Source organism: Paenibacillus sp. GCM10027630 (genome assembly GCF_042676305.1).
Classification (GTDB): Bacteria; Bacillota; Bacilli; order Paenibacillales; family NBRC-103111; genus Paenibacillus_S.
The window spans coordinates 303647-328478 of record NZ_JBHTGY010000036.1 but is presented as its reverse complement, the minus strand read 5'-3'; the positions used below and the strand labels follow the sequence as shown (position 1 = coordinate 328478).

The window sequence follows — 24832 nt, the reverse complement described above, 5'->3', positions numbered from 1 at the left end:
GGTATGATTCGGGTTACTGTAAAGCGCAAACCGGATGGCTGTATTGAGTCATTTCGGGTGAAAGGTCATGCATTGTATGACGAATCCGGCAAAGACATTGTTTGCGCCGGTGTTTCGGCAGTTACTGTAGGCACTGTTAACTCTGTTGAGGCTCTTCTCGGACTTGAATTACAAGTCGTCACCGAGCATGGTTTGCTTCATGTGAGGGTCGCAGATAACCTTGATGCAGAGTTGAAAGCAAAGGTGCAGTTGCTGTTGGAATCTATGGTCGTCATGCTGCAGTCGATTGAACAATCGTATGGTGCATATATAGCATTGCAAGACAAACACTAAGTGAAGGAGGTAGACATCCATGCTACAATTAAATCTTCAGTTGTTCGCATCCAAGAAGGGTGTAGGTTCCACTAGGAATGGTCGTGACAGTATTGGTAAACGTCTTGGCGCGAAGCGTGCAGACGGCCAACAAGTTACAGCAGGAAGCATTTTGGTTCGTCAACGCGGCACCAAAATTCATCCTGGCAATAACGTGGGCATCGGTTCCGATGATACGTTGTTTGCAAAGATTGAAGGCGTTGTGAAGTTTGAGCGTTTGGGTCGCGATCGCAAAAAGGTTAGCGTCTACCCAGTTGTTGTGGCTCCTGTAGCTGCAGCTGTAGAAGTGTAATACCATCATCGACGATAACCCCGGCGATCCAGTATCGCTGGGGTTTTTTCATGTATTCGTGGGTTGTGGGGAAAAGAAAAAAAGCATATTTACATTCAATTGATTGTATGGTTAGAATCAGGTTATACGAATCGGAGAGGTGCTCATGAAGTCAGATCGGACAAAGAGTGAAGAAACTGCCGGGAAACAAAGCAACTTAGAACATGCATTGGATAGCGAAGATGCAGGAGTTGATCCCAATCTCCGATTAATCCGCCTATTTAACCATTATCGTCACGACTGGATGAATGAAATTCAATTGTTATTTGGTTATGTGAAATTAAAAAAGTATGATAAATTAGAAGACCTTATGGAGAAAATAAAAAATAAGGTCCAGCAGGAAAGTTTTATTTCAAAATTAGGAAATACTGAGCTGATTGTCTACCTGCTATCCTTTCAGGCAGAGGTAAAGGATTTATTGTTAGAGATTGAAATGGAGCGGGAAGTTCATTTGAATGAACTGCCATTGGACTCACAAGGTTTGTGCAGGCTGCTGATCGGCTTGATTCAGGTATTTAAAAGCAGTTCCGTCTTTAAGGACGACGGGCTTCATAGCCTTGTGGTTAAATTAATAGAGAAGTCAGATTTATTACTAATCGAGATGCGGTACCAAGGCTTGATAGGGGCCGGCATTCTCGCTGCTGAGCTGGAGAAAGTAATGTTTGAATCCATTCAAACGGTAAAATGGGACATACAGCTGCTGGATGAACGGCATGCGGCTATGTATATAGAAGTACCATTCTGTACATAAGTGACAACCAATCAGGCTGAAGCTTGGCCTGTTGGCTGCACTATCAAGCGGCAACCGACTTGGCTGGAATTAGAGTGATGGTTGCGCTATAAGAGGTGAATTTATGTTTCTGGATAAAGCGAAGATATATGTTAAGGGCGGCGATGGAGGCGATGGTCTTGTTGCCTTCCGCAGAGAAAAGTATGTCCCTGAAGGTGGACCTGGTGGTGGCGACGGGGGTAATGGTGGCGACGTAATATTTAGGGTAGAAGAAGGATTGCGGACATTGATTGATTTCCGTTATCAGAAGCATTTCAAAGCTGATCGCGGAGTCAAAGGGCGCAATAAGAGCCAGCATGGCGCTAATGCCGAAGATATGATTGTTAAAGTGCCGCCGGGAACGGTTGTTATCGATGATGACACTCAGGAAATTTTGGCTGATTTGACACGTCATGGGCAAGAGGTGATTGTGGCCAAAGGGGGACGCGGAGGGCGCGGTAATACCCGATTCGCAACGGCGAACAATCCGGCTCCGGAAATTGCTGAGAATGGTGAAGAAGGTGTGGAGCGCTGGCTTGTGCTGGAGCTTAAAGTGATGGCGGATGTAGGATTGGTTGGATTTCCGAGCGTTGGTAAATCAACCTTGCTTTCAGTTGTATCTGCGGCTCAGCCAAAGATTGGCGCGTATCATTTTACAACACTGACTCCTAATTTAGGTGTGGTGGATGTCGGGGATGGCCGAAGCTTTGTTATGGCTGATTTGCCAGGGTTGATCGAAGGAGCCCATCAAGGAGTCGGGCTTGGTCATGAGTTTCTGAGGCATGTCGAGCGTACACGAGTTATTGTGCATGTTATTGATATGGCGGGAACAGAGGGACGAGATCCTTTTGATGACTGGATAAAGATCAATGATGAGCTCAAGCTGTATAACGCCAAGCTGGAAGGACGTCCGCAAATTGTAGCTGCTAATAAAATGGATATGCCTGAGGCGGAGGAGAATCTGGCTGCATTTACAAGCCGATTGGCAGAAATTAATCCGGATGTTCTCGTCAAGCCTGTTTCTGCGGTGACGAAGGATGGGGTTCAGGAGCTGCTGTACAAAGTTGCAGATCTGCTGGAGACGATTCCGGAGATGCCATTGGTAGAAGACTTGGTAGATTTGTCCGAGCGTAAAGTATATAAACTAGAGGCCAAAGATGATGAAGATTACATCATACGTCGGGATAATGAAGCTTTCGTGGTGGAAAGCCCTAGCATTGAGAAGCTTATCAAGCGGACTAATTTCAGCACTCAAGAGTCAATAACTCGCTTTGCTCGCATATTGCGTAAAAAAGGAATCGATCAAGCTTTACGTGAACGTGGTGCAAAGGATGGACAAACGGTTCGAATTGGCGATTTTGAATTTGAATTTGTTGAGAGAGAATGAATATATGGCTGAATAAGAAATTCAGGAGCGCTTACCACACGTCATAATGATGTGAGGTTAGTGCTCTTGTTTTATGTAAAACTGACTAAAATACGAATGAAATCTATGATTTATTATTATAATGTTCGTGAATGAATGATCATTAGTTAATAAATAAGAATGTTACTGTGAAATAGTAAGGAAAACGTGAACTTTTCATAAAAAAACCATTGAACTTTTCTCATTTCGATTGTATATTATAAATATGTTATGAAACCTAACGTTAATCGGACATTGAATTTGAAGAATAACGAACAATTTTGGAGGTTGTAGCTTATGGATGTGAAAAGCTTTAAAAAATCGGGTCATTTTCCGAGTTTGGTGTCAGCATTCCTCTATTTCGATGTAAGTTTTATGATTTGGGTTTTATGTGGAGCCTTATCGCTGTACATTACCAAAGACTTTGGACTAACAGACATTCAGAAAGCGACCATGGTTGCCATTCCTACGCTAGGCGGATCGATTTTCCGTATTCCTATGGGGGTGTTAGCGGATCGTATCGGATCTAGAAAAGCAGGGATTATTGGAATGATATTAACCATAATTCCTTTAGCTTGGGGGTGGCTTGGAGGAACGAGCCTAAATCAAGTTCAAGCTCTTGGCTTCTTGCTGGGTATCGCGGGCGCAAGCTTCGCAGTATCACTTTCACTCGCTAGCCGCTGGTACCCGCCCCAATATCAAGGATTGGCAATGGGTATAGCTGGTGCGGGAAACAGCGGCACTGCCTTGGCGACGTTCTTTGGACCTCAATTGGCAGCTACTATGGGATGGCACAATGTTTTCGGTCTATGTATCATTCCATTGGTGTTGGTTTTAATCGTGTATATCTTTATGGCTAAAGATAGTCCTAATCAACCGGCGCCCAAGAGTCTTAAGGATTACATGTCGGCTTTTAAAAATATAGATACCTGGTGGTTTAGCGCTTTTTATGCAATAACGTTCGGCGGGTTTGTTGGTTTCTCCAATTATTTCAGTATTTTCTTTTATGATGTGTATGGTGATAAAACGGTTGCCGATGGCTTAAGTAGAGTTCAAATTGGTTATCTGGTTACGATCACGGTCATCGCAGGCAGCTTGTTTAGACCCATCGGAGGATATATTGCAGATAAAATTGGTGGTATGCGGTTTATGCTGATCTTGTATTCGGTTGTTACCATCTGTGCGTTCCTGGTATCAACGATGCCAAGCTCCTTCATGGTTATGCTTTTAATTACTAGTGTAATGATGGCTTGCTTGGGGATGGGGAATGGTTCGATATTCCAGCTCGTACCTCAGCGTTTTCCAAAAGAAATTGGGCTTGTAACAGGGATTGTAGGTGCGGTTGGCGGTTTTGGCGGATTTTTTCTCCCGAATAATATACTGGGCCCTTTAAAGCAAGCAACAGGATCTCATGTAACAGGTTTTATTGTTATCGCATCGATTGTTTTGGTCATGACCCTTGTGTTCTATGCGGTAACCCGGAGCTGGAGAAAAGCTTGGGCAGCATCTGGCTCTGGCGTAAAGTACTAATGAAGCTCCAACAATTTTAACGAGGCAGAAGAAGTAAGGTGTGTGAGTAGATGAACGAATTTCTTAAGCATTTTCAGAAGCAGCAGGCTGCTATGGCTCGGCGAGAGATAACGACTAAAACAGAATGTCCTTATTGTAGTGTGCAGTGCACAATGAATTTGCATGAAGAAAAGTCCATCATGGTAAGCCGGTACTCCGTTTCCCCGAACAAAGAGGATCCGGTGACAGACGGGAGGCTTTGCGTTAAAGGTTTAAACGCCCATGTGCATGCAGTTGACGAAGGTCGATTGAAATATCCTATGATTCGTGAAAAAGGCAAGCTTATAAAGGTTTCATGGGATGCGGCATTGGAAAAAATTCGAGAACAATTGCAGACTCTTCAGGGGAAGTATGGCAATGACTCCATAGGAGTATATGGTGGTGGATCCTTAACGAACGAGGAATGTTATGTACTTGGGAAATTTGCGAGAATTGCTCTGCAAACCAAGTACATCGATTACAATGGACGATTCTGTATGTCGGCAGCGGCAGGAGCTTCGAATCTTACTTTTGGAATTGACCGTGGGTTGTCGAACCCATTGACTGAAGTGCCTCTAGCGAAATGCATTATTTTAGCGGGGACCAACATAGCCGAATGCCAACCTACGATTATGCAGTATTTTCGGAAAGCGCGACAGGAAGGCTGCAAAATCATTGTTATAGATCCAAGAGAAACAGCGACCTGCTCGATAGCGGATCTGCATCTCAAGGTGAAACCGGGGTATGATGCGGCTCTGGTCAATGGAATGCTTAAGGTCATTTTGGATGAAGGTTACACGGACCCTGGTTTTCTTGAAAGCAGGACTAACGGATACGCTGAGCTTGTGGAGCATGTTAATAAAATATCATTATCCGAGGTGGCTGCGTTAACGGGAGTTTCCCCCCAGTTAATTGCAGAGGCAGCGCGAATGTATGGTCAAGCGGAGACCGGAATGATATTTACAGCAAGAGGCGTGGAGCAGCATGCAAGCGGAGTAGCCAATGTGCGCAACTTTCTGAATCTTGTATTGGTTACCGGCAAGATCGGTAAGCCAGGCTGTGGTTATGGTGCTATTACCGGTCAAGCGAATGGTCAAGGAGGGCGGGAGCACGGCCAGAAGGCAGATCAGCTTCCAGGCTACCGTCTGATTGAGAATCCCGAGCATCGAGCTTATATAGCGAAGGTGTGGGGAGTTCCCGAAGAAGAGCTGCCTCGCAAGGGGGTATCGGCTTACGAAATGATGGAGGCCATAGACCGTGGTGAGATCAAAGGGCTTATCATTCTTGGCTCAAACCCAATAGTATCGAATCCGAACAGCCACTTGGTTGAGAAAGCCTTAAAGAAAGTAAAGTTTCTGTTGGTTATAGACCTGTTTGAATCCGAGACAGCGCGCCTAGCGAATATCTTGCTCCCGGGCTCCGCTTATTTGGAGGATGAAGGGACTATGACGCAGCTTGAAGGTCGTGTCCTGGTTCGTAGAGCCTTGAAGCCTCTGCCAGGAAAAGCCCGTTTGGATTGGAAAATTGTTTGCGATATAGCTTCTGTATTGGGTAAGGGCCAATATTTCCCCTACCAATCGGCAGAAGAAATATTTAATGAGCTTAGAGTGGCGTCCAAAGGCGGCAAGGCGGATTATTTCGGCATGACTTATTCGTTGCTGGAGCAGCAGCATGGCATGTTCTGGCCCTGCCCTGAGGAGGGGCATCCCGGGACACCAAGAATGTTCGAACACCGATTCGAACATGACGACGGCCGAGCGCAATTGACTCCGATCGAGCACCAAAATCCGAAGGAAGTGGCTACACGTAAGTATCCTTATTTGTTAACTACCGGTCGTGTTCTACAGCATTACTTATCTGGAGTGCAAACACGAAATACATCCGAGTTGAACTCCAAATATCCTGAGCCGCTGCTGGAAATTCATCCGGATTCGGCAGATGAAATAGGACTCGTGAATGGAGGGCACGCGAAGGTTACTTCCAAGCGGGGAACGATTCGGCTCAAGGTCAAATTTTCGCATAAAATTAGGCCGGATACCGTTTTTGTCGCCTTTCACTGGGGAGATGATCAGTGCATCAACCGTTTGACCAACCCAGCGTTGGATCCGACCTGCAAAATGCCCGAATTCAAAGTATGTGCGGTGCAAATCAATCCATCATAAGGTACTTGGACGGTTTGGCTCGATTCGTAAGCAGATATTTCTGCTTGCGAATTTGACGTTTATGTTGGTTTAAAAGCAGCTAGTATTTCCAAAAGACTTGAAATGAGGTGTACATCATGAAGCAATGGATCAAGGCGATAGGTACAGGGAAACTAGGATCGAGAAATCTTACCTATGATGAAGCGGTTGCCGCAGCTCACACTATCGCCCGAGGAGAATCGACAGATGCACAAACGGCTGCATTTTTAATGGCTATGCGGATGAAGGGTGAAGCAGATGAAGAAATGATGGGATTTATTGATGTTTTTCGTAAATATTCATTACCTTACCGTTCTTTCTCAAATTCACTTAATTGTGCTGGACCGTACGATGGAAGGCACTATTTTCCTATAACCATTCCTGTCAGTCTGCTCATTGCTTCTGTAGGCTTTCCGCAGGTGCTGCATGGCAGCGAATCTCTGCCTCCCAAGCAGGGCTTATCTTTAAAGGAGCTTTTGGAGGGACTGGGTATTCAAGTGGAGCTGGAGGCTAGAGAATGGGAGAAGATCTTTATAAATCTCCATATCGGTTTTATTTGGACTGATCTGATTTGCCCGCCATTTGGACGTGTTCGCGCAGTTCGTGAGCAGATGGGACTAAGAACCTTTTTTAATACAGTAGAAAAAGTTATTAATCCGATCCACTCACAGAATATAATTATTGGTGTAAATCATAAAACGGCAATGAATCATTTGATTCATCTGCTGCCACAATCGGGCTTTGAGACAGCGTACATTGTACAGGGGATTGAAGGATCCGAGGACTTGCCGCTTTATAAATTAAGTTCGATCCGTAAGGTCACGGCATGGGGAGATGAATCCAACAGCATCGATCCGGCAACCTTTGGCTTTCGAGGGGATCCTTTGGAAAAATGCACGAAGGAGCAGCAGTTAAGGCTGCTGACCCGAATAATAGGAGGGGACGACTCCGAAGATGTGCGGAACGAACGGGAGCATGTCGTTTTTAATGCGGGACTGAGACTGTATTGGTTTGATAAAGTAGGCTCCTATGAAGAAGGCTTTCAGTTGGCGCGTTCGCTGCTGCAGCGCGGAGAGGCTCAAAAGATGCTGGATAAATGGCGGGAGTTGAGCAATAAAAGTGAATTTCGTCCTCGACAGGCTAATTAATTTGTTTTGTAAACTTGTTACTATCAATTCGCTTGTAAGGTTTCATATGATATAATAAATTATCGATCTGCTTGTTAAGGAGTTGTAGAATGCAGGAAAATACTCCATTTTCTATTCATCAACCACATGACAAAGGGTATAAGTATCTATTATCAAGCAAGCAAATATTTGTCCAATTACTTCGATCCTTTGTCGATCAAGGCTGGGTAAGCAAGGTGGATGAATCGAAGCTGGTTGCCATTGATAAATCTTATGTTCTTCCTGATTTTAGTGAGAAGGAAGCGGATCTCGTTTATCGTTTGGAGCTGCAGGAGCAAGATATTATTTTATATATATTGATGGAATTACAATCGACAGTTGACTTTCAAATGCCATATCGATTGCTCTTATATCAGACTGAGATCTGGCGTGATGTATTAAAAAATACATCCAAAGAAATAGCAAGCAGGAAGGGATTTTATCTTCCGGCAATTATTCCGATTGTAATTTATAATGGTGAGGCAGCTTGGACAGCCAATCAAAGTTTTAGAAAAACGGTTCATGGAGTCGAACTTTTTGGCAAAAGTATAGTAGATTTTGAGTATATACTTCTGGATGTTCAGCGGTACAGGGAAAGTGATTTGTTGAAATTGTCCAATGTAATTGGCGCTGCTTTTTTGTTGGAACAAAAAGCGGACATGGACTTACTAAACCAGCGATTAAGATTATTGGTTGGTGCAATGGAACAAATGACCGAACCTCAACTGCAGCGCTTTTTAACTTGGCTTATGCATAAGTTAGCTCGCAAACTTCCGCTTCAAGTAGAGGAAGAAGTTGCCTTTATCCTTTCGGAAATTAAACAAAAGGGTGTGGAAAAAGTGATTTCAAATCTGGATAAAACTCTCGATGAGATTGAAAGCAATGCGTTACGTCAAGGGATAGAGCAAGGAATAGAGCAAGGAATAGAGCAAGGTATGGCGCAAGGAAAAGCTGATATGGTAAAAGCGATGCTCGAGAAAGGATTTGACATCGCGCTTATTTGTGAGTTATCCGGGTGGCAGCCGGAAGCTGTAGCTAAAATAAAAGGAAAGCTGAACTAAAGTATAGGGAAGTGTAAAATCAGAATGAATTTCAATCCAAAAAACCGTAGGGATTCGTTCCTACGGTTTTTGATGTTTAGCCAGTCATACGGTGTTTGGATCGCTTAAGGCAGTCCAATGAACGGTTGGTTTAGCTGTATCGGTAAATCCGGCTGTTCCCACCCAAATATGGGGAGCGGGCCCGATCTGTAAATAATGTTCCAGCAAGCAGTGAAATATAAAAGGGATCTCGCGGTTCAATACTTCCTCCCGGGGAATCCAATGGAGCACGCCTTCATCGGTTTGCAACACATCTCTTCTTGCTGCATAACCGGAGTAGATGAACTGCTGACGTACTTCCTGCTGATTGATACGAATTAGAATGTACCTCAATCGCAAATCCGAAATTTCAGATTCACACAAGCCAGTTTCCTCATAAATTTCTCTCAGACAAGTGGTGCGAGGATCATTTATCTCTTCCGGCTCCATATGGCCGCCTACAGAAGCCCACATACCGGGATTTAAGGTGCGGCTAAGCGATCTTTTCATCATCAATAAGTCATTGCCGTTAAACAGCATTGCGGTAGCGATCATGCGTGTTCGGAACAAGCGCATTCTCTCCTTTTCTGCATAGAGCGGGTTTACGGTTCCTGCCCGAGCTTGGGGTTCTTTTCCCACTTTATCACGGATAAGTTCAGCTTGGATAGCGTACAGTTGTGGAAATTTGATGACACCTGTACTGACTTGTAAAAAGCCTATTGCCGTATTGCATTCTTTTCGATATAATGTCCACTATGTAGAAACATTCGTCTTTCTAGAGAGGACTGTTACAGTGCTGGATAAAAAAGCAGCAGAAATCAAGCCTGACGGTCATGAACGTTACTATTTGGTTCGGGAGGATATTTTGCCTGAAGCACTAGTAAAAACCGTCCATGCAAAGGAACTGCTAGCCCGCGGAGAAGTGAAGACCATTCATGAAGCGGTAGAGCAGGTTGAATTGAGCCGAAGTGCCTTTTACAAATATAAAGATGGCATTTTTCCACTGAGTAAGCTGGATCGGGAGCGGATTGTAACTATCTCCATGGATCTGGAGCATCGTTCAGGTATTTTATCCAGAGTTTTAGCTATGATTGCAGGACTCGAGGGGAATGTGCTGACGATTCATCAAACGATTCCGCTCCAGGGTGTGGCGAATGTGGTTATTTCGGTGGAAACTTCACAAATGGGCGAAAATGTAGCTTTCTTACTGGAGCGGTTGCGTGATCAGGACGGTGTCAGCAGAGCTACATTGGTTGGCCAAGGATAGTAAAAAATGGAGGAGGAACTCAATATGAAGCCAATTAAAGTGGGATTACTGGGACTTGGTACTGTTGGAACCGGTGTGGTACGTATAGTGGAGGGGCATCAGCAGGATTTGCTTAGCCAGACTGGTGCGGCAATTGAAATTGAGAAAATTTTGGTTCAGGATAAAAGCAAGGCGAGAAACATTGCTGTTTCTGCTGACAAGCTGACTGAGAATCCGTGGGATGTTATTGAAAACCCTGAAATAGATATAGTTGTGGAAGTGATGGGTGGAATTGATCTGGCCAAAAAGTATATGCTGGAAGCTCTGGACAGAGGCAAGCATATTGTAACGGCTAATAAAGATTTAATGGCGCTGCATGGGCAGGAAATTTTGGCTAAAGCTGCTGAAAAGGGCTGCGATGTTTTCTATGAAGCTAGTGTGGCTGGAGGAATTCCTATTATCCGCACATTGGTTGAAGGCTTCTCTTCAGACCGTATCACTAAAATTATGGGAATTGTAAATGGGACAACCAACTATATTTTATCAAAAATGAGTCAAGAGGGCGCAGCTTATAATGATGTGTTGAAGGAAGCCCAGCAGCTTGGCTATGCAGAGTCTGATCCGACTTCAGATGTGGAAGGCTTTGATGCTGCACGTAAAATGACGATTCTTGGCACATTAGGCTTTCATGCTAACGTTTCTTTGAGTGATGTAACAGTTAAAGGTATCAGCCAAGTGACCAAAGAGGATATCACCTATGGCAAACGATTGGGATACGAAGTTAAGCTGCTAGGCATCGCAGAGCGTAATGATGACCACATTAGTATCAGCGTGCAGCCTACGATGGTGAAGACGTCGCATCCATTGGCATCTGTGAATGGAGTTTACAATGCCGTATATGTGTATGGTGAAGCTGTGGGTGAAACTATGTTCTACGGTCCGGGTGCAGGTGAAATGCCAACCGCAACCTCGATCGTAGCTGATTTGGTTGCAGTAGTTCGCAACCTGAAGCTGGGGATTAACGGTCAGCGCGGTTTTGCTCCATACAAGGAAAAGAAAATGAAAACGGATGAGCAAATCGCTTCGAAAAACTTTATCTTGCTTCATGTGGCAGATAAAGCAGGTGTGCTTGCGCAAATCACGCAGGTTTTTGCCCAGCATGAGGTGAGCTTGGAATCTGTGCTGCAGCATCCGAATTCATTAAATCCTAATGCGGAAATTATCATTATTACCCATGATGCCAATCAAGCAGCTATGAAAAAAGTGTTGAATCAATTCGAAGCGATGGACGTGGTCCACGCTATCAAGAGTGTTTACCGGGTTGAGGGCTAAGACTGGCTAATAAGGTTTCAGATGGGCTGTTTGCTGTTAATGGTAGTTATTCAAAAGCTGCAGGGCTAAAGGAGTCGTAAGATGGAAATAGGCAGTAGAAAAGTACGAGTCAAAGTGCCGGGAAGTACTGCGAACTTAGGCCCGGGATTTGATACTCTGGGGATGGCGCTGGATTTATATGCATGGATAGAAATGAGCGAAACTGCGGAAACGAAGATTCATCTGATCGGCGATCAGATGAAAGGGATACCGACGGATAAATCGAATTTGATCTACGAAGTGGCTCAAATGGTGTTTGAAAAGGCTGGAGTCCACATTCCGGAGCTGGAAATTTCGATGTACAGCGATATTCCGCTGACAAGGGGGCTTGGCAGCAGCGCGGCGGCCATCGTTGGCGGTTTAGCCGCGGCTAATGCACTCATCGGCAGTCCCTTGTCCGATGACACCCTGTTTCAAATGGCGACGGAGCTGGAGCAGCATCCCGATAATGTCGGGGCATCGCTCTTTGGCGGCTTGGTCGTCGCCTTCTGGGATGGCGAACGCGCGGAGCATATCCGCGTTGAGCCCGATGACAGGCTGGAAGTGTTGGTGGCCATACCACACTTCCAGCTGTCGACAGAGAAGGCGCGGCATGTGCTGCCGCGCGAGCAGAGCCTGGCGAATGCCGTTTACAACGTCGGGCATTCATCCGTGCTGGTTGCCGCCCTCTGCACAGGGCGGCTTGATATGATCCCGCGCGCGATGAAAGACGCGCTGCATCAGCCTTACCGAGCCCCGCTTGTTCCGGGGCTTGGGCAAATCCTCGCCGAGGCGACGGATCACGGCGCGCTCGGGGTTGCCTTGAGCGGAGCGGGGCCGACGATGCTCGCGCTCGTAGAGCGTGACAGCTCCCGCAAGGGGGAGTTGGAGCAGTTCCTGCAGGGCACGCTGCGCGGCGAGCAGATCGAAGCAACACTGCTGTGGCTGAAGCCAGCGAGCAGTGGTGTGCAAGTGTTGACACACTTTGATGAAAGGTGTACATTATTCGAAAACATCAAAGGAGAGGTCCGAGCATGAAGCGAATCGCGCTTTTGGGACCAGGTACGTTCACTGAAGAGTCAGCGCATCATTTTCTGGGGACAGATGCTTTCGAATACGTAAACTGCAGCCTGATTGACGATGTATTTATGTCGACGGTGGACGGTGAGAGCGACTACAGTGTCATTCCTATTGAGAATACGTTTGACGGCTCTGTGAGATTGCATCTGGATTGGCTTGCCAATGAAATTGATGTTCCCATGCAGGCGGAATGGGTGTATCCCATTTCGATTAGCCTACATGGAGTTAAACCTGCGGGCGAATCGCTAGAGATGGACTGTGAAGGTTTGACAAAGATCGTCTCGCATAGCGTCACATTGACGCAATGCCGGCAGTTTTTGCAGCGTTATTTGCCGCATGTTGAGCTGGAGCAGGTTGGCAGTAACGGAGAAGCGGCAAGACTTGTGAAAGAAATAGGCCGCTCGGATGTGGCTGCACTTGCTCCTTTGTCGGCAGGCGCCTTGTATGGTCTTGAGACTTGGGCGCAAGGCGTGCAGGATCACCAAAATAACTTTACACGGTTTGTTCTCATTGGCCAGGAACCACTTCAGCTGAAGGGACAGCCTCTTGCAATCAAGACAACGATTCTTGTGACTTTGCCGGATGATTACCCGGGGGCGCTGCATCAGATGCTGTCAGCCTTTGCGTGGCGTCGAATCAATCTATCCAAAATCGAGTCAAGGCCTACGAAAAAGAAATTGGGCACTTATTACTTTTTTATTGACATTGAGGCTTCAATGGATTCTGTTCTACTCCCTGCAGCTCTTCAAGAAATTGAAGCGATTGGCTGTCAGGTTCGTATATTAGGCTGCTATCCCACTTATTCTTTTGAACCCACTCATTCGGAGGTGTAAAGAAGTTATATGGCACAAGTCATTTACTTAAACGGCAAGTACGTGAGCAAGGAAGATGCACAAATTTCTGTCTATGATCACGGATTTTTGTACGGTGATGGGATTTTTGAAGGAATTCGGATTTATAACGGCAACATTTTTAAATCCAAGGAGCATTTAGACCGACTATACGATTCGGCCAAATCGATTATGCTTGATATTCCATTAAAGCAAAGCGAAATGCAGGAAGTTCTTAACGAAACCATTCGCCGCAATGAGCTGCGTGATGGCTACATACGTCTTGTAGTATCTCGTGGACCTGGAGATCTGGGGCTGGACCCGCGCCGCTCACCCAAAGCAAATGTCATTATCATCGTGGAGCAGCTGTCAATTTATCCGGAGGAAGCCTATATTAACGGGCTAAAAACCGTGTCGGTATCGACTCGCCGTAATGTTCCGGATGCGCTGAATCCTAAGATCAAATCGTTAAACTATCTGAACAATATTTTGGTGAAAATTCAAGCGAATTTAGCCGGGGTAGGAGAAGCGATTATGTTGAACTCGCAAGGTTATGTGGCTGAGGGTTCATCGGATAACATCTTTATAATAAAAAGGGGCGTTATTTTCACCCCGCCTTGCTATTGTGGCGCATTGGAAGGAATTACACGTGCTGCTATCATTGAAATTAGCGATAAGCTTGGGTACAAAGTAAAGGAAGAGCCGTTTACCCTGCATGATGTTTATGTGGCTGATGAAGTATTCTTTACAGGAACGGCTGCTGAGGTTATTGCGGTGCGTGAGGTTGATGCAAGAACAATCGGCGAAGGTAAAGCAGGTCCGATCACAACGAATCTGCTCAAAGAGTTCCGCAAGCTTGTTGAGATTGACGGTGTTAAGGTTTACGAATAATAAGCTTCAATTGGAAAGAACCTGTGTGCGAAGTATGGCACGCAGGTTCTTTTTTTGCATTTTTTTCTCAATCCATGGTCAAATGCCCACCTTCCTGCATAAACTGTAATGTCATTTTGTTTTGGTGCATGTGAGCTGGGAAACAATGCGGTTTACTTGGGCTAAACCGGCATTGCAACTCCAAAATCCATGCAAACGAAGCGTATGTTTGTCGAGAGACCTTTCTGGAAAACCTTGGAATCAAGTGGACAGGTGAACGGAAGGCATCTTACGAAAAACTGAAGGAGGTTATGCAGTGAAGATTCATATGGTAAAGAAAGGCGATACTCTATACGATATAGCTAACAAGTATAACGTAGAACTGGATAAGTTAATCGAAAATAATCCACAAATCGCCGATCCAAATGTCATTGAAGTGGGCATGAAGGTGAAAATCCCTAATGCGCCAAAGCCGGTAGTCCCACCGACTGATTATCTTTATAAGCATGTTGTAGTACAAGGGGATACTCTGTGGAAGCTGGGAAAAGCGTGGAATATTCCTTTACACGAAATGATTGAAGCTAATCCACAGCTGAAAAATCCTAATGTGCTGATGACCGGAGAAGTCGTCTACATTCCAAAGTTGAAGTCTCCGACTAAACCCCATCAGCACCAGCATGAGCACCATGGACATTCGTACAATCCTAAGGCACAGCCTGCGATACCGGCACCTGCTGTTCCATCGCCTGTGATTGAAACACCTGAAGCGAATGCAAATAATGAAAACGTTCAGCCGATAGCCCAACTTCCAACGATTCCGGAAAAAACGCAAATGCCGGAAGTAGCAAATAAGGCGCAAATGCCGGAAGTGGCAAACATGATGCAAATGCCGGAAGTAGCAAATAAGGCGCAAATGCCAGAAGTGGCACACATGATGCAAATGCCGGAAGTAGCAAATAAGGCACAAATGCCAGAGGTAGCAAACATGATGCAAATGCCTGAAGTGGTAAATAAGATGCCAATGCCGGAAGTAGCAAACATGATGCAAATGCCAGAAGTAAATACAAAAATGCAAATGCATGAAGCGCCCCATATGGATTTGTTCCAGCAGTTTCAAGTGCCTGCGACAGAAGTCTTTTCATTCGATTATGAATCGTGGACAATGCCGGCGCAGCCTTCCCATCAAGAAATGCCTGCGGCAGACAATATGCCTTTCAATGCATATCCGGAAGCTTCAACTATGCCCGCCTATTACATGCCTCCACAACAGCCCAGCTTCAACGATTGCGGTTGCGGAGGACCGGCTTTCCCGTCTTATCCGCAGGCAATGCCATATTCTTTTAGTCCTTTTTCCGAGTTTCCGATGGCTGAGCATCCTTCATTAGTTAATGCGAGCCAGCATTATCCGCAAGCTCCTTTTCCGAACATGATGATGCCAGGAATGGAAGCTCCCTATCCGAACATGATGATGCCAGGAATGGAAGCACCCTATCCGAACATGATGATGCCAGAAATGGAAGCTCACTATCCAAATATGATGATGCCAGGAATGGAAGCTCCTTGCTTCCATACACCTTATGATGCATTTGCTATGACTAACGCTTTTCCGGGTCCAGGTTTTCCTTCGCAGGGTTTTCCTGCTTATCCAACCTACGAGTCTCCCTTCGGAACTGCGGGAACTCCCTTCGGAACTGCCAATGTCAAAACGCACTGCAATTGCGGCTGCCATGACAGAGCCAATATAAGCGTTGAGCCTGCTCAGCGGATAGAGACCCCAACAATAGTTTCCAGCAATGAGGAAAAAGCTAAGGTAAAGAGTGCAAAAGCTTCCAAAAGAGCCGGTACTTCAACAGAAGCTTCAATAAGAAAATTAGCTCAAAAAAAGCGTCGCAGCAGCTCTAATAAAGTTAGATCCCAACAATCTCCTTGGATTAATGTATAAGAAACCAGAGTAAGGAAGGATACCGGGCCGGGAGCAGATGCTCCCGGTTTTTTGTGAGAGGCTAATGGCAGAAAGAATGCATGGCTTGAATATGGGTTAGTCAGCAAAGAAGCAACGCAAAGAATAGCGGGGAAACCGACATCCATCTCTCCCCACCAAACACATAAAATGGTACACCATGGATGCCTCAAGACAATTTTCAACATTAGAAAATTCAAGTTTTTTATAACAACTAAGTATGAAGCAGGGGTACCCTTTCGAAGTTCTGAGCATCGATGAATGCTTGAGATTGTTAAGTATTCTGTGATAAGGTGACTTCCTTTTTATAAGTAGATAGCGGGAAGGCAGCTACCTGCTCTATGGGCCTTAGCGGAATTGAAAATTCCGTTATTTAATCTCCGGCCCCCTATTAACGAAGATAGCGGAAGTTGCGATTTTGCTATTTGGAGCGAGTTGGGACATACTGAACAAAAACAGAGAGATACCGGAAGAGGTTGTTCCGTTATCTCTCTGTTTGTTGTGCTTTTCTCATCATAACGGAATGATTACTTCCGCTAATGCTTCAACTATGCTTCAACTAATGCATTATGGGAAGAACAGGGGTTTGGGATCTGGAAGCGACGCCACCGTTTAGGTGCGAAGTAGGTGATGAAGGTATGTACACGGAATATGACTAGGGTATTCATGGCTTTTCATGATTGAACGGCTGCTTCTTTGAGGGGTGAATAGTAATTCGGTATAAACATACGTATCCATGGGAAAAATAGTAAGAATACTATCTGACATAAAAGGGGATACGGAAGATGCTTTTCAGCTTGCTGGGCAAATTGAAAAAAAAGCTGCGTTGGAAGCGTCGATGGTTGAATTTGGCGGCAGTTTTATTACTGGTGGGGCTTGGTTCAATAGCTTTTGTGTTGTTGAGACAAGACAGCTCCCATTCCATAGACGTAGGCATGAGAACAACAGAAGAAGTATTTACTCATCAAATTGACGGGGTGCAGCCAGAGGAAGAAGTGCGGGCGATGATGAAGCAAATGAGTGGACAGCGTGAAGCCTATTCACAAAAAACATATGTATGCGGCGAAGAAGTGCAAATGCTCGGTATGATGAATGCACAGCAAATTTTACAATATCATAAGGAACATCCTAATTTATCTGTCAGATTGAATAATGCTGGCGGTGTAATCTTTAACGAAAGAATTGAGGATCTGTCGCCGCAATGCAAAAAAAATGCTTATTTCGGTCTGGATGCTGGCGGTAATTTGTCGCTATTTGAAGGTGTTCCGGAGGACAAGCAGGTCATTCGTACATTTTTTCAGCTCAATATACAGTATTTGGAGAGTAGTTTGCCTCACGAGACAGTGAAGCAATTGTACCGCGGTATACCTGTTAATAACCTGACAGAATACAACAGTGTGCTTTCTACTTTTGCTGATTTTGCCGTTGAGGAAATGGAACAATTATTGAATTAGTCCTTTAAAAGTGGAACGAACTCGCTTGCAAGAGCTGGCGGGTTCGTTTTTTTGCGTTTTATGGGAAGTGGCTCGAAGGATTTTGTGCCTTTTGGGACTGTGTTCAGAAGTGGTAATTTCTGATATAATGGGCAAGTGAACACATATGTTCGCTTTTGGGGATGAGGGAGTGTGTAGGCGTTGCGGATTATGGGAATTGATCCCGGAATTGCTATAGTCGGTTTCGGATTGATAGATAAGCAGGGCAGCCGGTTAGTCCCGGTGCAGTACGGTTGTATACAGACGGAGGCTCATACGGATAGTGCTGTGCGATTGAAGATGGTTTACGATTCGATGGTGCAGCTCATTGATACTTATAAGCCTGATGCAATAGGAATTGAGAAGCTTTTTTTCAACCGCAATGTAACGACGGCTATGGCTGTCTCTCAAGCAAGAGGAGTACTGATTCTAGCCGCTATACAGAAAGGATTAATGATTGGAGAATATACACCCCTGCAGGTGAAGCAGGCGATTGTTGGCTATGGGAAGGCTGAGAAAAAGCAGGTGCAGGAAATGGTTCGGATGTTTCTGCATTTATCTGCGGTACCTAAGCCCGATGATGTGGCGGATGCCCTGGCAGTGGCTATATGTCATGCCCATTCCTGCACGATGCAGCAGAAAATAGACGAGGTACATAAGCGATGATAGACTATTTAAGAGGGTTAGTTGCACATAGAGAAACTGAATATGTTGTTTTGGATGTACGTGGGGTCGGCTATCGGGTTTTTTGCGCGAATCCTTATGCCGTACAGACCAAGGATGGAGAAGAAACAACGTTGTTTATCCATTATCAGGTGCGGGAGGATGCTCACCTTCTATTCGGTTTTCAGACACGGGAGGAGCAGTCTTTATTCCGGATGCTGCTTGAGGTTAATGGTATCGGTCCTAAGGTAGCGATAGGTATTTTGGCAGGTGGTCGCCCTGAAGTTATTGCTGCCGCTATACAACAGGAAAATATCAGCTTCTTGATCAAGCTTCCGGGAATCGGGCGCAAGACAGCGCAGCGGATGATATTGGATTTGAAGGACAAGCTGGGCGGTATCCCAACGGAAGCGAGCTCTCTGTCTGCATTTACTGGCGGCGGAGATCTATTTACAGTACCGCAAGGCAGCGGGGCATGGAGCGAAGCGAAGGCAGCACTGCTGGCGCTTGGCTATACGGAGGCAGAAGCGGATGGTGCAGGGCACGCAATCAAGCCCAAGCTGCAGGGGGGCGAAGCTGTGGATGTCGTAATGAAGCTGGCGCTCCAGGCGCTGTATCAGCAATCCACGAAATAATGCTTAGGAAGGAGATCGGAACACCATGGAAGACGACCGCATCATTTCGGCCCATCTGATGATGGAGGAGCAGACGATGGAGCTCAGCCTCCGCCCGCGCTATTTGGCTGAATATATCGGTCAATCGCAAGCTAAAGAAAACCTTAAGGTTTATATAGAAGCTGCCAAGATGCGCAAGGAAGCGCTTGATCACGTCCTGCTGTATGGCCCGCCGGGACTAGGAAAGACAACTTTATCCAACATTATAGCCAATGAATTGGGAGTTAATATGCGCACCACATCAGGTCCGGCAATCGAACGGCCAGGAGATCTGGCAGCGATATTGACCAATTTGCAGGAGGGCGATGTTCTATTTATCGATGAAATTCATCGTCTGCATCGTACTGTAGAGGAAGTGCTGTATCCGGCGATGGAGGATTACGCGCTTGATATCATCATTGGTAAGGGACCAAGCGCTCGCTCGGTCCGTCTTGATCTGCCTAAATTTACGTTGGTTGGAGCGACGACACGTGCAGGTTTGTTATCTGCTCCGCTTCGCGACCGTTTTGGTGTAATAAGCCGATTGGAATATTACACGGTTGACGAGCTGACCTATATCGTTAGCCGGACAGCGGACATTTTGCAGGTTCAGATCGTTGGGGAAGCTGCTAGAGAAGTGGGCATGCGATCAAGAGGAACGCCGCGTATTGCTAACCGTTTGTTAAAGCGGGTGCGGGATTTTGCACAGGTTAAAGGAGACGGTATTATTACCTTGGATATCGCCAAGGCGGCATTATTAAGCATTCAGATCGACAATTTAGGCCTTGATGAAATCGATCATAAAATGCTTCGAGCCATTATCCAGAGCTTTCAAGGGGGACCTGTCGGCCTGGATACTATTGCGGCTACAATCGGGGAAGAAAGTCAGACGATCGAAGATGTGTATGAGCCTTACTTGCTTCAAATTGGTTTTTTGCAGCGTACTCCAAGAGGGAGGATGGCCACGCACACAGCATATAGTCATCTTGGGCTGCCGGTACCTGAGAGCCGTTAACATTTTTCGTATTATGTTAGCTGTTTGCGGCAGCATGGTGCGGATTAACCAACTTGAGAAAGGAATGCTGTAGAACATGAGAAAGCATCTGCCTTCATTAAATATAAGCAAGCTGTGCAAACGACCGGTTTCATTAAAAAGCTGGTTGATTGTCAGCTGTATAACAACGTTTGGAGCTGCTGCTGGTCTGATACCTCCGGTGGGTGGACCTATTAACACAGCTTACGCGGCAGTCGTACCTAAGCTTGACTCGATACGAGTTGCTTTATTTCTGGATACAGGCAAATATACCGCCAATACCCCCTCTGTCACGCTTTCTTCCGACAAAGGGCTGGACCTGACCTTTCGCTCATCTGCAGGCGCCAAGCCGGCATTCTCTACAACGGATAAGGCGAGCGTCAAGGCTTCCCTTGACACTCATCGTGTGCTGTTGTGGGAGAGCGGGGATGCCATGCAGGTTAAGGCACTCGCACAGAAGCTCGGTGACGCGAATGTTGATGCGGCATTGGTCAAAAGAACGAAGCAGGGCAAGGTCGCTTACCAAGTCAGCGTAGGGCCTTATGCTTCGAAGGAGGCTGCTTCAGCTGCGCTCACGAAGCTGGTCGCGCTGCCGGCAGTCGGCAGCGTGGTCAAGGGCTATGCATCCGCAGTAACCGGCCCTCTGCACTTGAACGCTGGCGTATACGCAGCGGAAGCGGAGGCGCAGCAGCAAGTTGCTGCTATCGGGCAGGCCGGTATTGACGCGGATGTAGCGATTTTGGATGTAGCGGCGGGTTTGCCCGCATACGCGGTTATGGTGGCGGCAGCTTCCGATGCCGCTGAGCTTGCCACAGCCAAGCAGCAGCTGAATGCTGTGCTGCCGGCTGTTGTGCTGCAGGCTGTCGATGCAGCAGCGTCTTATGTGCTAAAGCGCACGGAGCTTGATGATGCGTCGGACAGTACGGCGGCAGGCACGATCGAACGTGTGCTGCTTGGCGGCACCAATGCGAAGCTTCTTGTTTCGCCTAAGCCGACTGAAACGGTTAAGGTGTTGGAACGGTCGGAGCGGACATATCGCGGCTTGGTAGAGCTGTCGAGGTTGAACGGGAAGCTTGCAGTCATCAATGAGCTGCCCTTTGAGCAGTATGTGACTTCCGTAGTTAGCTCGGAATTAAGTAAAGAATGGCCGTTGGAAGCGCTCAAGGCTCAGGCTGTTGCGGCAAGAACCTACGCGCTTAAGCAGGGGGTTAAATACCAGATCGCGCATGTAACGGATACGACGCTAGATCAGGCTTACAAAGGCTCCGGCGCTGAATTTGCTTCCGCCCTTGCTGCAACATCGGCAACACAAGGGGAAGTGCTTGCCGATAAGGCTGGTCTAATTACGCCGTTGTTTAGTTCTAATGCAGGGGGCATGACAGCCGACCCCACCGAGGTATGGGGGAATAAGGTTGATTATTTAAAGAGTGCGGCAACGCCGGATGATGGAGCGGAAAAAGGTAAAGCCATCTGGTACCGAATTATTCTGCCCAATGGAAAAACAGGCTTTATCCATTCGTCCTATGCCAAAGCTACAGGTCAAAAAAATGCTGCAGGGCTTGTGTATTATGAAGCCACAGGAACCGATGTTAGTGTTCGTTCCGCCCCTTATGTTGACAATACGGCTAATCCTGCCTTGTTCAAGGTAAATATAGGAGATCAGTTCATTGTGATTGATCAGGCTGTGGAATCCAATGCCTATTCTTGGATTCGTGGACCGTTTGCTGCTAACCAGCTGAAAGAGAAGGTCAACACGGTGCTTGCGCAGCCAATTGGAGGCGCATTGGAGCGACTGGAGGTATCCGCACGTGGTGCATCTGGTCGTGTTACAAGCATGAAGGCTAATGGACAAGAGCTTAAACCAGCCTATCCGGACGCCCTTCGCACCCTTTTTAACAATTTGCCTAGTACCCGGTTTGAAATTGAGGAAACAGGCAGTTATACTATACAAGGGGCGAATGGTACTGTACGCAAGCAGACAGCATCTTCCCCAAAAGTCGTTATTGCTGCTGGGAGCGGTCAAGCTAAAGAATCAGCCAGCTCTCAGATCTTTGTTATGGGCGGGAATAATAAGGTAAGAATGACAGACCAGCCGTCTCAGTTTATTTTCAAAGGGACCGGATTCGGTCATGGTTTGGGCATGTCCCAATGGGGTGCCAAGGGTTATGCCGAGCTAGGCTATGATTATAAAAAAATATTGCAGACCTACTATGATGGAGTCTCGATAATCAAGGAATGACGTGAATATGCAGGTAGAATGGTTTGATTATGAATTACCGGAGTCACTAATTGCACAGACCCCACTAAAGGATCGGACTTCCTCAAGGCTGTTAACGCTTGGGAAATCCGATGGAGCTATTAAACATCAAAAGTTTGAAGACCTGATCGATTATTTGGAAGCCGGGGATGTACTCGTGTTGAACGATACGAGGGTACTGCCAGCCCGGCTTTTTGGCGTGAAAGCTGATACTGGTGCGAAAGCCGAGGTATTGCTGCTTAAACAGCTGGAAGGCGATAGATGGGAGGCGCTCGTGCGTCCTGGAAAACGGCTGAGGCCTGGAGCTGTGATTGCGTTTGGGAGTGAAATGAATCCGGACGGATCTTCTTCTCCATTGCTTACAGCAACCGTGGAGGAAGAGAGTACAATGGGTAACCGGGTGCTGCGTTTTTCTTATGACGGCATTTTTCCCGAGCTCCTTGACCGATTAGGACATATGCCGCTGCCTCCCTATATTAAAGAGCAACTGCCTGAACGTGAGCGTTACCAAACGGTATATGCTAAACACGAAGGATCAGCAGCGGCACCGACTGCAGGCTTGCATTTTACGAAGGAATATTTGGATAGACTAGCTGTAAAAGGAATACAATTAGCTTATGTAACTTTGCATGTTGGATTAGGTACATTCCGGCCGGTTTCTGTAGAGAATGTAGAAACTCATGATATGCATGAGGAGTATTATGAAGTTGGAGAAGAAACGGCAATGTTAATTAACAATGCTAAGGCGAATGGACGCAAAGTTGTTGCTGTCGGGACAACCTCAGCCAGAACATTAGAAACGGCGGCGCGGGAAAGTAAAGTTCATGGCCAGCTTCAGGCCTGCAGCGGTTGGACCAGCATATTTATTTATCCGGGCTATACCTTTCAAGTTGTCGACGCATTGCTTACGAATTTCCATCTGCCCAAGTCGACTTTGCTCATGCTAATCAGCGCTTTAGCCGGGAGAGAGCGTATATTGGCAGCGTACCGGGAAGCTGTAGAGCAAGAATATCGGTTTTTCAGCTTCGGCGACGCCATGTTTATTTATTAGTATATGTAGGAAAGAAGTGATCATTATGGCACCAGCAGTAACCTATGAACCAATCAAAACTTGCAAGCAGTCCGGTGCGCGTTTGGGACGTGTACATACGCCTCACGGTGTAATTGAGACGCCTGCTTTTATGCCTGTTGGAACTCAGGCAACCGTAAAAACAATGAGTCCGGAAGAATTAAAGCAGATGGATGCTCATATTATTTTGAGTAATACTTACCATCTATTTTTGCGACCTGGGCATGAAATTGTGCGTCAAGCAGGGGGACTTCATAAATTTATGAATTGGGATCGTCCTATTTTGACCGATAGCGGTGGTTTCCAAGTTTTCTCATTAAGCGAAATGCGCAAGATTACCGAGGAAGGAGTCGCTTTTCGCTCTCACCTCAATGGGGACAAGCTGTTTATTTCACCTGAGAAATCAATCGAGATTCAGAATGCACTCGGGGCAGATATCATTATGGCCTTCGATGAATGTCCGCCATTCCCGGCTGAACACAGCTATGCCAAGCAATCGCTTGAGCGTACAACACGTTGGGCGGAGAGATGCTTGCAAAGCCACAGTCGTCCTGAGGACCAATCATTATTTGCAATCATTCAAGGTGGAATGTACGAAGATTTACGAAAACAGAGCGCTATCGAGTTGACTTCCATGGATTTCCCGGGGTATGCTATTGGAGGATTGAGCGTTGGTGAGCCAAAACCGTTAATGTATGAAGTTCTGGATTATACGGTTCCTCTGATGCCAGCTAACAAGCCTCGCTATTTAATGGGAGTCGGATCTCCGGATGCACTGTTGGAAGGTTCTATTCGTGGCATCGATATGTTCGATTGCGTATTGCCTACTAGGATTGCTCGCAATGGAACCGTTATGACCAGCTCCGGAAGACTTGTAATTCGTAATGCTAAGTATGCTGAAGACTTTGGACCGTTGGACGCGGAATGCTCTTGTTACACATGTAAGAATTATTCTCGTGCGTACGTGAGACATTTGCTTAAAGCAGATGAAACATTCGGCATTCGTCTGACAACGTATCACAACCTGCATTTCTTGCTGGAATTGATGCGTCAGGTCCGACAAGCGATCCAAAATGATAGTTTGCTGGATTTCCGTGATCATTTTTTTGAAAAATACGGCTTAGATGAAAACGGAAAAGGATTTTAAACGTATAGTATAAAGAAAGGGGGGATATGCAATGTCATTAGTTGCTCAAGAAGCTGCAGCAGCTCCAGGATTAGAAGGATATTTAGTTACATACGGTCCACTGGTTTTAATGTTTGTTGTTTTGTATTTCTTATTGATCCGTCCTCAACAAAAGCGTCAAAAGACGCGCAGTATGATGCTTAACAACTTGAAAAAAGGGGACAAGGTCGTTACCATCGGCGGTTTGCATGGTACGATTCTTGAAATTACAGACGACACGATTATTCTTCGTGTAAACGATGTAACGAAGCTGACGTTCGAGCGTTCCTCGATCAATGCTGTTTCCAGTGTTTCTGTAGAAGAGAAGAAGTAG

At 46.2% G+C, this 24832-nt stretch carries 23 protein-coding genes; 22 read left to right on the top strand and 1 reads right to left on the bottom strand.

Annotation, left to right across the window (positions count from 1 at the left end):
* Positions 1-3: 3 nt before the first annotated feature.
* The 8 genes from ACFQ0C_RS18345 (at position 4) to ACFQ0C_RS18310 (ending at position 8832) form a co-directional block, all read left to right on the top strand.
* Positions 4-333: a ribosomal-processing cysteine protease Prp gene (locus ACFQ0C_RS18345; protein ID WP_379368475.1), complete on the top strand. Its 330-nt coding sequence runs from the start codon at positions 4-6 to the stop codon at positions 331-333.
* A gap of 19 nt (positions 334-352) precedes the next feature.
* A complete protein-coding gene (gene rpmA / locus ACFQ0C_RS18340; protein WP_171654256.1) occupies positions 353-664 on the top strand; it encodes a 50S ribosomal protein L27 in 312 nt (103 codons plus the stop codon).
* Positions 665-809: 145 nt separating this feature from the next.
* Entirely contained in the window at positions 810-1454 is a 645-nt protein-coding gene (locus ACFQ0C_RS18335; protein WP_379368474.1) for a Spo0B domain-containing protein, read from the top strand.
* Between the two features lie 103 nt (positions 1455-1557).
* Positions 1558-2859, top strand: coding sequence for a GTPase ObgE (gene obgE, locus ACFQ0C_RS18330; protein ID WP_258211211.1), 1302 nt, complete (start codon positions 1558-1560; stop codon positions 2857-2859).
* A 315-nt stretch (positions 2860-3174) separates the two neighbouring features.
* The gene (locus ACFQ0C_RS18325; RefSeq protein ID WP_379368473.1) at positions 3175-4407 is read left to right on the top strand and encodes an MFS transporter; all 1233 of its coding nucleotides are present in this window, start codon (positions 3175-3177) and stop codon (positions 4405-4407) included.
* Positions 4408-4457: 50 nt separating this feature from the next.
* Positions 4458-6587: an assimilatory nitrate reductase catalytic subunit NasC gene (nasC, locus tag ACFQ0C_RS18320; RefSeq protein WP_379368472.1), complete on the top strand. Its 2130-nt coding sequence runs from the start codon at positions 4458-4460 to the stop codon at positions 6585-6587.
* Between the two features lie 116 nt (positions 6588-6703).
* On the top strand, positions 6704-7753 hold the full coding sequence (locus ACFQ0C_RS18315) for an anthranilate phosphoribosyltransferase (RefSeq protein WP_379368471.1): 1050 nt from the start codon (positions 6704-6706) through the stop codon (positions 7751-7753).
* Between the two features lie 89 nt (positions 7754-7842).
* On the top strand, positions 7843-8832 hold the full coding sequence (locus tag ACFQ0C_RS18310) for an Rpn family recombination-promoting nuclease/putative transposase (protein ID WP_379368470.1): 990 nt from the start codon (positions 7843-7845) through the stop codon (positions 8830-8832).
* Between the two features lie 84 nt (positions 8833-8916).
* On the opposite strand, the gene ACFQ0C_RS18305 is transcribed toward ACFQ0C_RS18310, so the two are convergent.
* Complete coding sequence (locus ACFQ0C_RS18305) at positions 8917-9426, bottom strand: NUDIX domain-containing protein (protein WP_379368469.1); 510 nt, start codon at positions 9424-9426, stop codon at positions 8917-8919.
* A gap of 217 nt (positions 9427-9643) precedes the next feature.
* Between ACFQ0C_RS18305 and ACFQ0C_RS18300 the strand changes: the two genes are divergently transcribed.
* From ACFQ0C_RS18300 to yajC, 14 genes are all read left to right on the top strand, one after another.
* Complete coding sequence (locus ACFQ0C_RS18300) at positions 9644-10117, top strand: ACT domain-containing protein (protein WP_258211205.1); 474 nt, start codon at positions 9644-9646, stop codon at positions 10115-10117.
* A 24-nt stretch (positions 10118-10141) separates the two neighbouring features.
* On the top strand, positions 10142-11428 hold the full coding sequence (locus ACFQ0C_RS18295) for a homoserine dehydrogenase (RefSeq protein ID WP_258211204.1): 1287 nt from the start codon (positions 10142-10144) through the stop codon (positions 11426-11428).
* An 81-nt stretch (positions 11429-11509) separates the two neighbouring features.
* Complete coding sequence (thrB, locus tag ACFQ0C_RS18290; protein WP_379368468.1) at positions 11510-12484, top strand: homoserine kinase; 975 nt, start codon at positions 11510-11512, stop codon at positions 12482-12484.
* The gene (gene pheA, locus ACFQ0C_RS18285) at positions 12481-13359 is read left to right on the top strand and encodes a prephenate dehydratase (protein WP_379368467.1); all 879 of its coding nucleotides are present in this window, start codon (positions 12481-12483) and stop codon (positions 13357-13359) included. The genes thrB and pheA overlap by 4 nt, the downstream gene beginning before the upstream one ends.
* A 9-nt stretch (positions 13360-13368) precedes the next feature.
* Positions 13369-14247: a branched-chain-amino-acid transaminase gene (gene ilvE, locus ACFQ0C_RS18280; protein ID WP_258211201.1), complete on the top strand. Its 879-nt coding sequence runs from the start codon at positions 13369-13371 to the stop codon at positions 14245-14247.
* A 295-nt stretch (positions 14248-14542) separates the two neighbouring features.
* Entirely contained in the window at positions 14543-16168 is a 1626-nt protein-coding gene (locus ACFQ0C_RS18275) for a LysM peptidoglycan-binding domain-containing protein (protein WP_379368466.1), read from the top strand.
* An 803-nt stretch (positions 16169-16971) separates the two neighbouring features.
* Positions 16972-17640 carry a BofC C-terminal domain-containing protein gene (locus ACFQ0C_RS18270; RefSeq protein WP_379368465.1) on the top strand — a complete coding sequence of 223 codons (669 nt, stop codon included), beginning with the start codon at positions 16972-16974 and terminating at the stop codon, positions 17638-17640.
* A 180-nt stretch (positions 17641-17820) separates the two neighbouring features.
* A complete protein-coding gene (gene ruvC / locus ACFQ0C_RS18265) occupies positions 17821-18324 on the top strand; it encodes a crossover junction endodeoxyribonuclease RuvC (protein ID WP_258215802.1) in 504 nt (167 codons plus the stop codon).
* On the top strand, positions 18321-18956 hold the full coding sequence (gene ruvA, locus ACFQ0C_RS18260) for a Holliday junction branch migration protein RuvA (RefSeq protein ID WP_258215645.1): 636 nt from the start codon (positions 18321-18323) through the stop codon (positions 18954-18956). The genes ruvC and ruvA overlap by 4 nt, the downstream gene beginning before the upstream one ends.
* A 25-nt stretch (positions 18957-18981) precedes the next feature.
* The gene (ruvB, locus tag ACFQ0C_RS18255; RefSeq protein ID WP_258215646.1) at positions 18982-19989 is read left to right on the top strand and encodes a Holliday junction branch migration DNA helicase RuvB; all 1008 of its coding nucleotides are present in this window, start codon (positions 18982-18984) and stop codon (positions 19987-19989) included.
* A 76-nt stretch (positions 19990-20065) separates the two neighbouring features.
* Positions 20066-22246, top strand: coding sequence for a SpoIID/LytB domain-containing protein (locus tag ACFQ0C_RS18250; RefSeq protein ID WP_379368464.1), 2181 nt, complete (start codon positions 20066-20068; stop codon positions 22244-22246).
* A 7-nt stretch (positions 22247-22253) separates the two neighbouring features.
* Positions 22254-23315 carry a tRNA preQ1(34) S-adenosylmethionine ribosyltransferase-isomerase QueA gene (gene queA, locus ACFQ0C_RS18245; RefSeq protein ID WP_379368463.1) on the top strand — a complete coding sequence of 354 codons (1062 nt, stop codon included), beginning with the start codon at positions 22254-22256 and terminating at the stop codon, positions 23313-23315.
* Between the two features lie 25 nt (positions 23316-23340).
* Positions 23341-24480, top strand: coding sequence for a tRNA guanosine(34) transglycosylase Tgt (gene tgt, locus ACFQ0C_RS18240; protein ID WP_258215649.1), 1140 nt, complete (start codon positions 23341-23343; stop codon positions 24478-24480).
* 31 nt (positions 24481-24511) lie between these two features.
* A complete protein-coding gene (gene yajC / locus ACFQ0C_RS18235; RefSeq protein ID WP_379368462.1) occupies positions 24512-24832 on the top strand; it encodes a preprotein translocase subunit YajC in 321 nt (106 codons plus the stop codon).

What these genes read in the sequence shown, in the direction of transcription:
- nasC (WP_379368472.1), top strand. Translation starts at nt 4,458, where the DNA reads ATGAACGAATTTCTTAAGCATTTTCAGAAGCAGCAGGCTGCTATGGCT.
- ACFQ0C_RS18345 (WP_379368475.1), top strand. Translation starts at nt 4, where the DNA reads ATGATTCGGGTTACTGTAAAGCGCAAACCGGATGGCTGTATTGAGTCA.
- tgt (WP_258215649.1), top strand. Translation starts at nt 23,341, where the DNA reads ATGGCACCAGCAGTAACCTATGAACCAATCAAAACTTGCAAGCAGTCC.
- ruvB (WP_258215646.1), top strand. Translation starts at nt 18,982, where the DNA reads ATGGAAGACGACCGCATCATTTCGGCCCATCTGATGATGGAGGAGCAG.
- ACFQ0C_RS18310 (WP_379368470.1), top strand. Translation starts at nt 7,843, where the DNA reads ATGCAGGAAAATACTCCATTTTCTATTCATCAACCACATGACAAAGGG.
- ACFQ0C_RS18270 (WP_379368465.1), top strand. Translation starts at nt 16,972, where the DNA reads ATGCTTTTCAGCTTGCTGGGCAAATTGAAAAAAAAGCTGCGTTGGAAG.
- yajC (WP_379368462.1), top strand. Translation starts at nt 24,512, where the DNA reads ATGTCATTAGTTGCTCAAGAAGCTGCAGCAGCTCCAGGATTAGAAGGA.
- ruvA (WP_258215645.1), top strand. Translation starts at nt 18,321, where the DNA reads ATGATAGACTATTTAAGAGGGTTAGTTGCACATAGAGAAACTGAATAT.
- thrB (WP_379368468.1), top strand. Translation starts at nt 11,510, where the DNA reads ATGGAAATAGGCAGTAGAAAAGTACGAGTCAAAGTGCCGGGAAGTACT.
- ACFQ0C_RS18315 (WP_379368471.1), top strand. Translation starts at nt 6,704, where the DNA reads ATGAAGCAATGGATCAAGGCGATAGGTACAGGGAAACTAGGATCGAGA.
- rpmA (WP_171654256.1), top strand. Translation starts at nt 353, where the DNA reads ATGCTACAATTAAATCTTCAGTTGTTCGCATCCAAGAAGGGTGTAGGT.
- pheA (WP_379368467.1), top strand. Translation starts at nt 12,481, where the DNA reads ATGAAGCGAATCGCGCTTTTGGGACCAGGTACGTTCACTGAAGAGTCA.
- ilvE (WP_258211201.1), top strand. Translation starts at nt 13,369, where the DNA reads ATGGCACAAGTCATTTACTTAAACGGCAAGTACGTGAGCAAGGAAGAT.
- queA (WP_379368463.1), top strand. Translation starts at nt 22,254, where the DNA reads ATGCAGGTAGAATGGTTTGATTATGAATTACCGGAGTCACTAATTGCA.
- ACFQ0C_RS18305 (WP_379368469.1), bottom strand. Translation starts at nt 9,426, where the DNA reads ATGCGCTTGTTCCGAACACGCATGATCGCTACCGCAATGCTGTTTAAC.
- ACFQ0C_RS18250 (WP_379368464.1), top strand. Translation starts at nt 20,066, where the DNA reads ATGAGAAAGCATCTGCCTTCATTAAATATAAGCAAGCTGTGCAAACGA.
- ACFQ0C_RS18295 (WP_258211204.1), top strand. Translation starts at nt 10,142, where the DNA reads ATGAAGCCAATTAAAGTGGGATTACTGGGACTTGGTACTGTTGGAACC.
- obgE (WP_258211211.1), top strand. Translation starts at nt 1,558, where the DNA reads ATGTTTCTGGATAAAGCGAAGATATATGTTAAGGGCGGCGATGGAGGC.
- ACFQ0C_RS18335 (WP_379368474.1), top strand. Translation starts at nt 810, where the DNA reads ATGAAGTCAGATCGGACAAAGAGTGAAGAAACTGCCGGGAAACAAAGC.
- ACFQ0C_RS18325 (WP_379368473.1), top strand. Translation starts at nt 3,175, where the DNA reads ATGGATGTGAAAAGCTTTAAAAAATCGGGTCATTTTCCGAGTTTGGTG.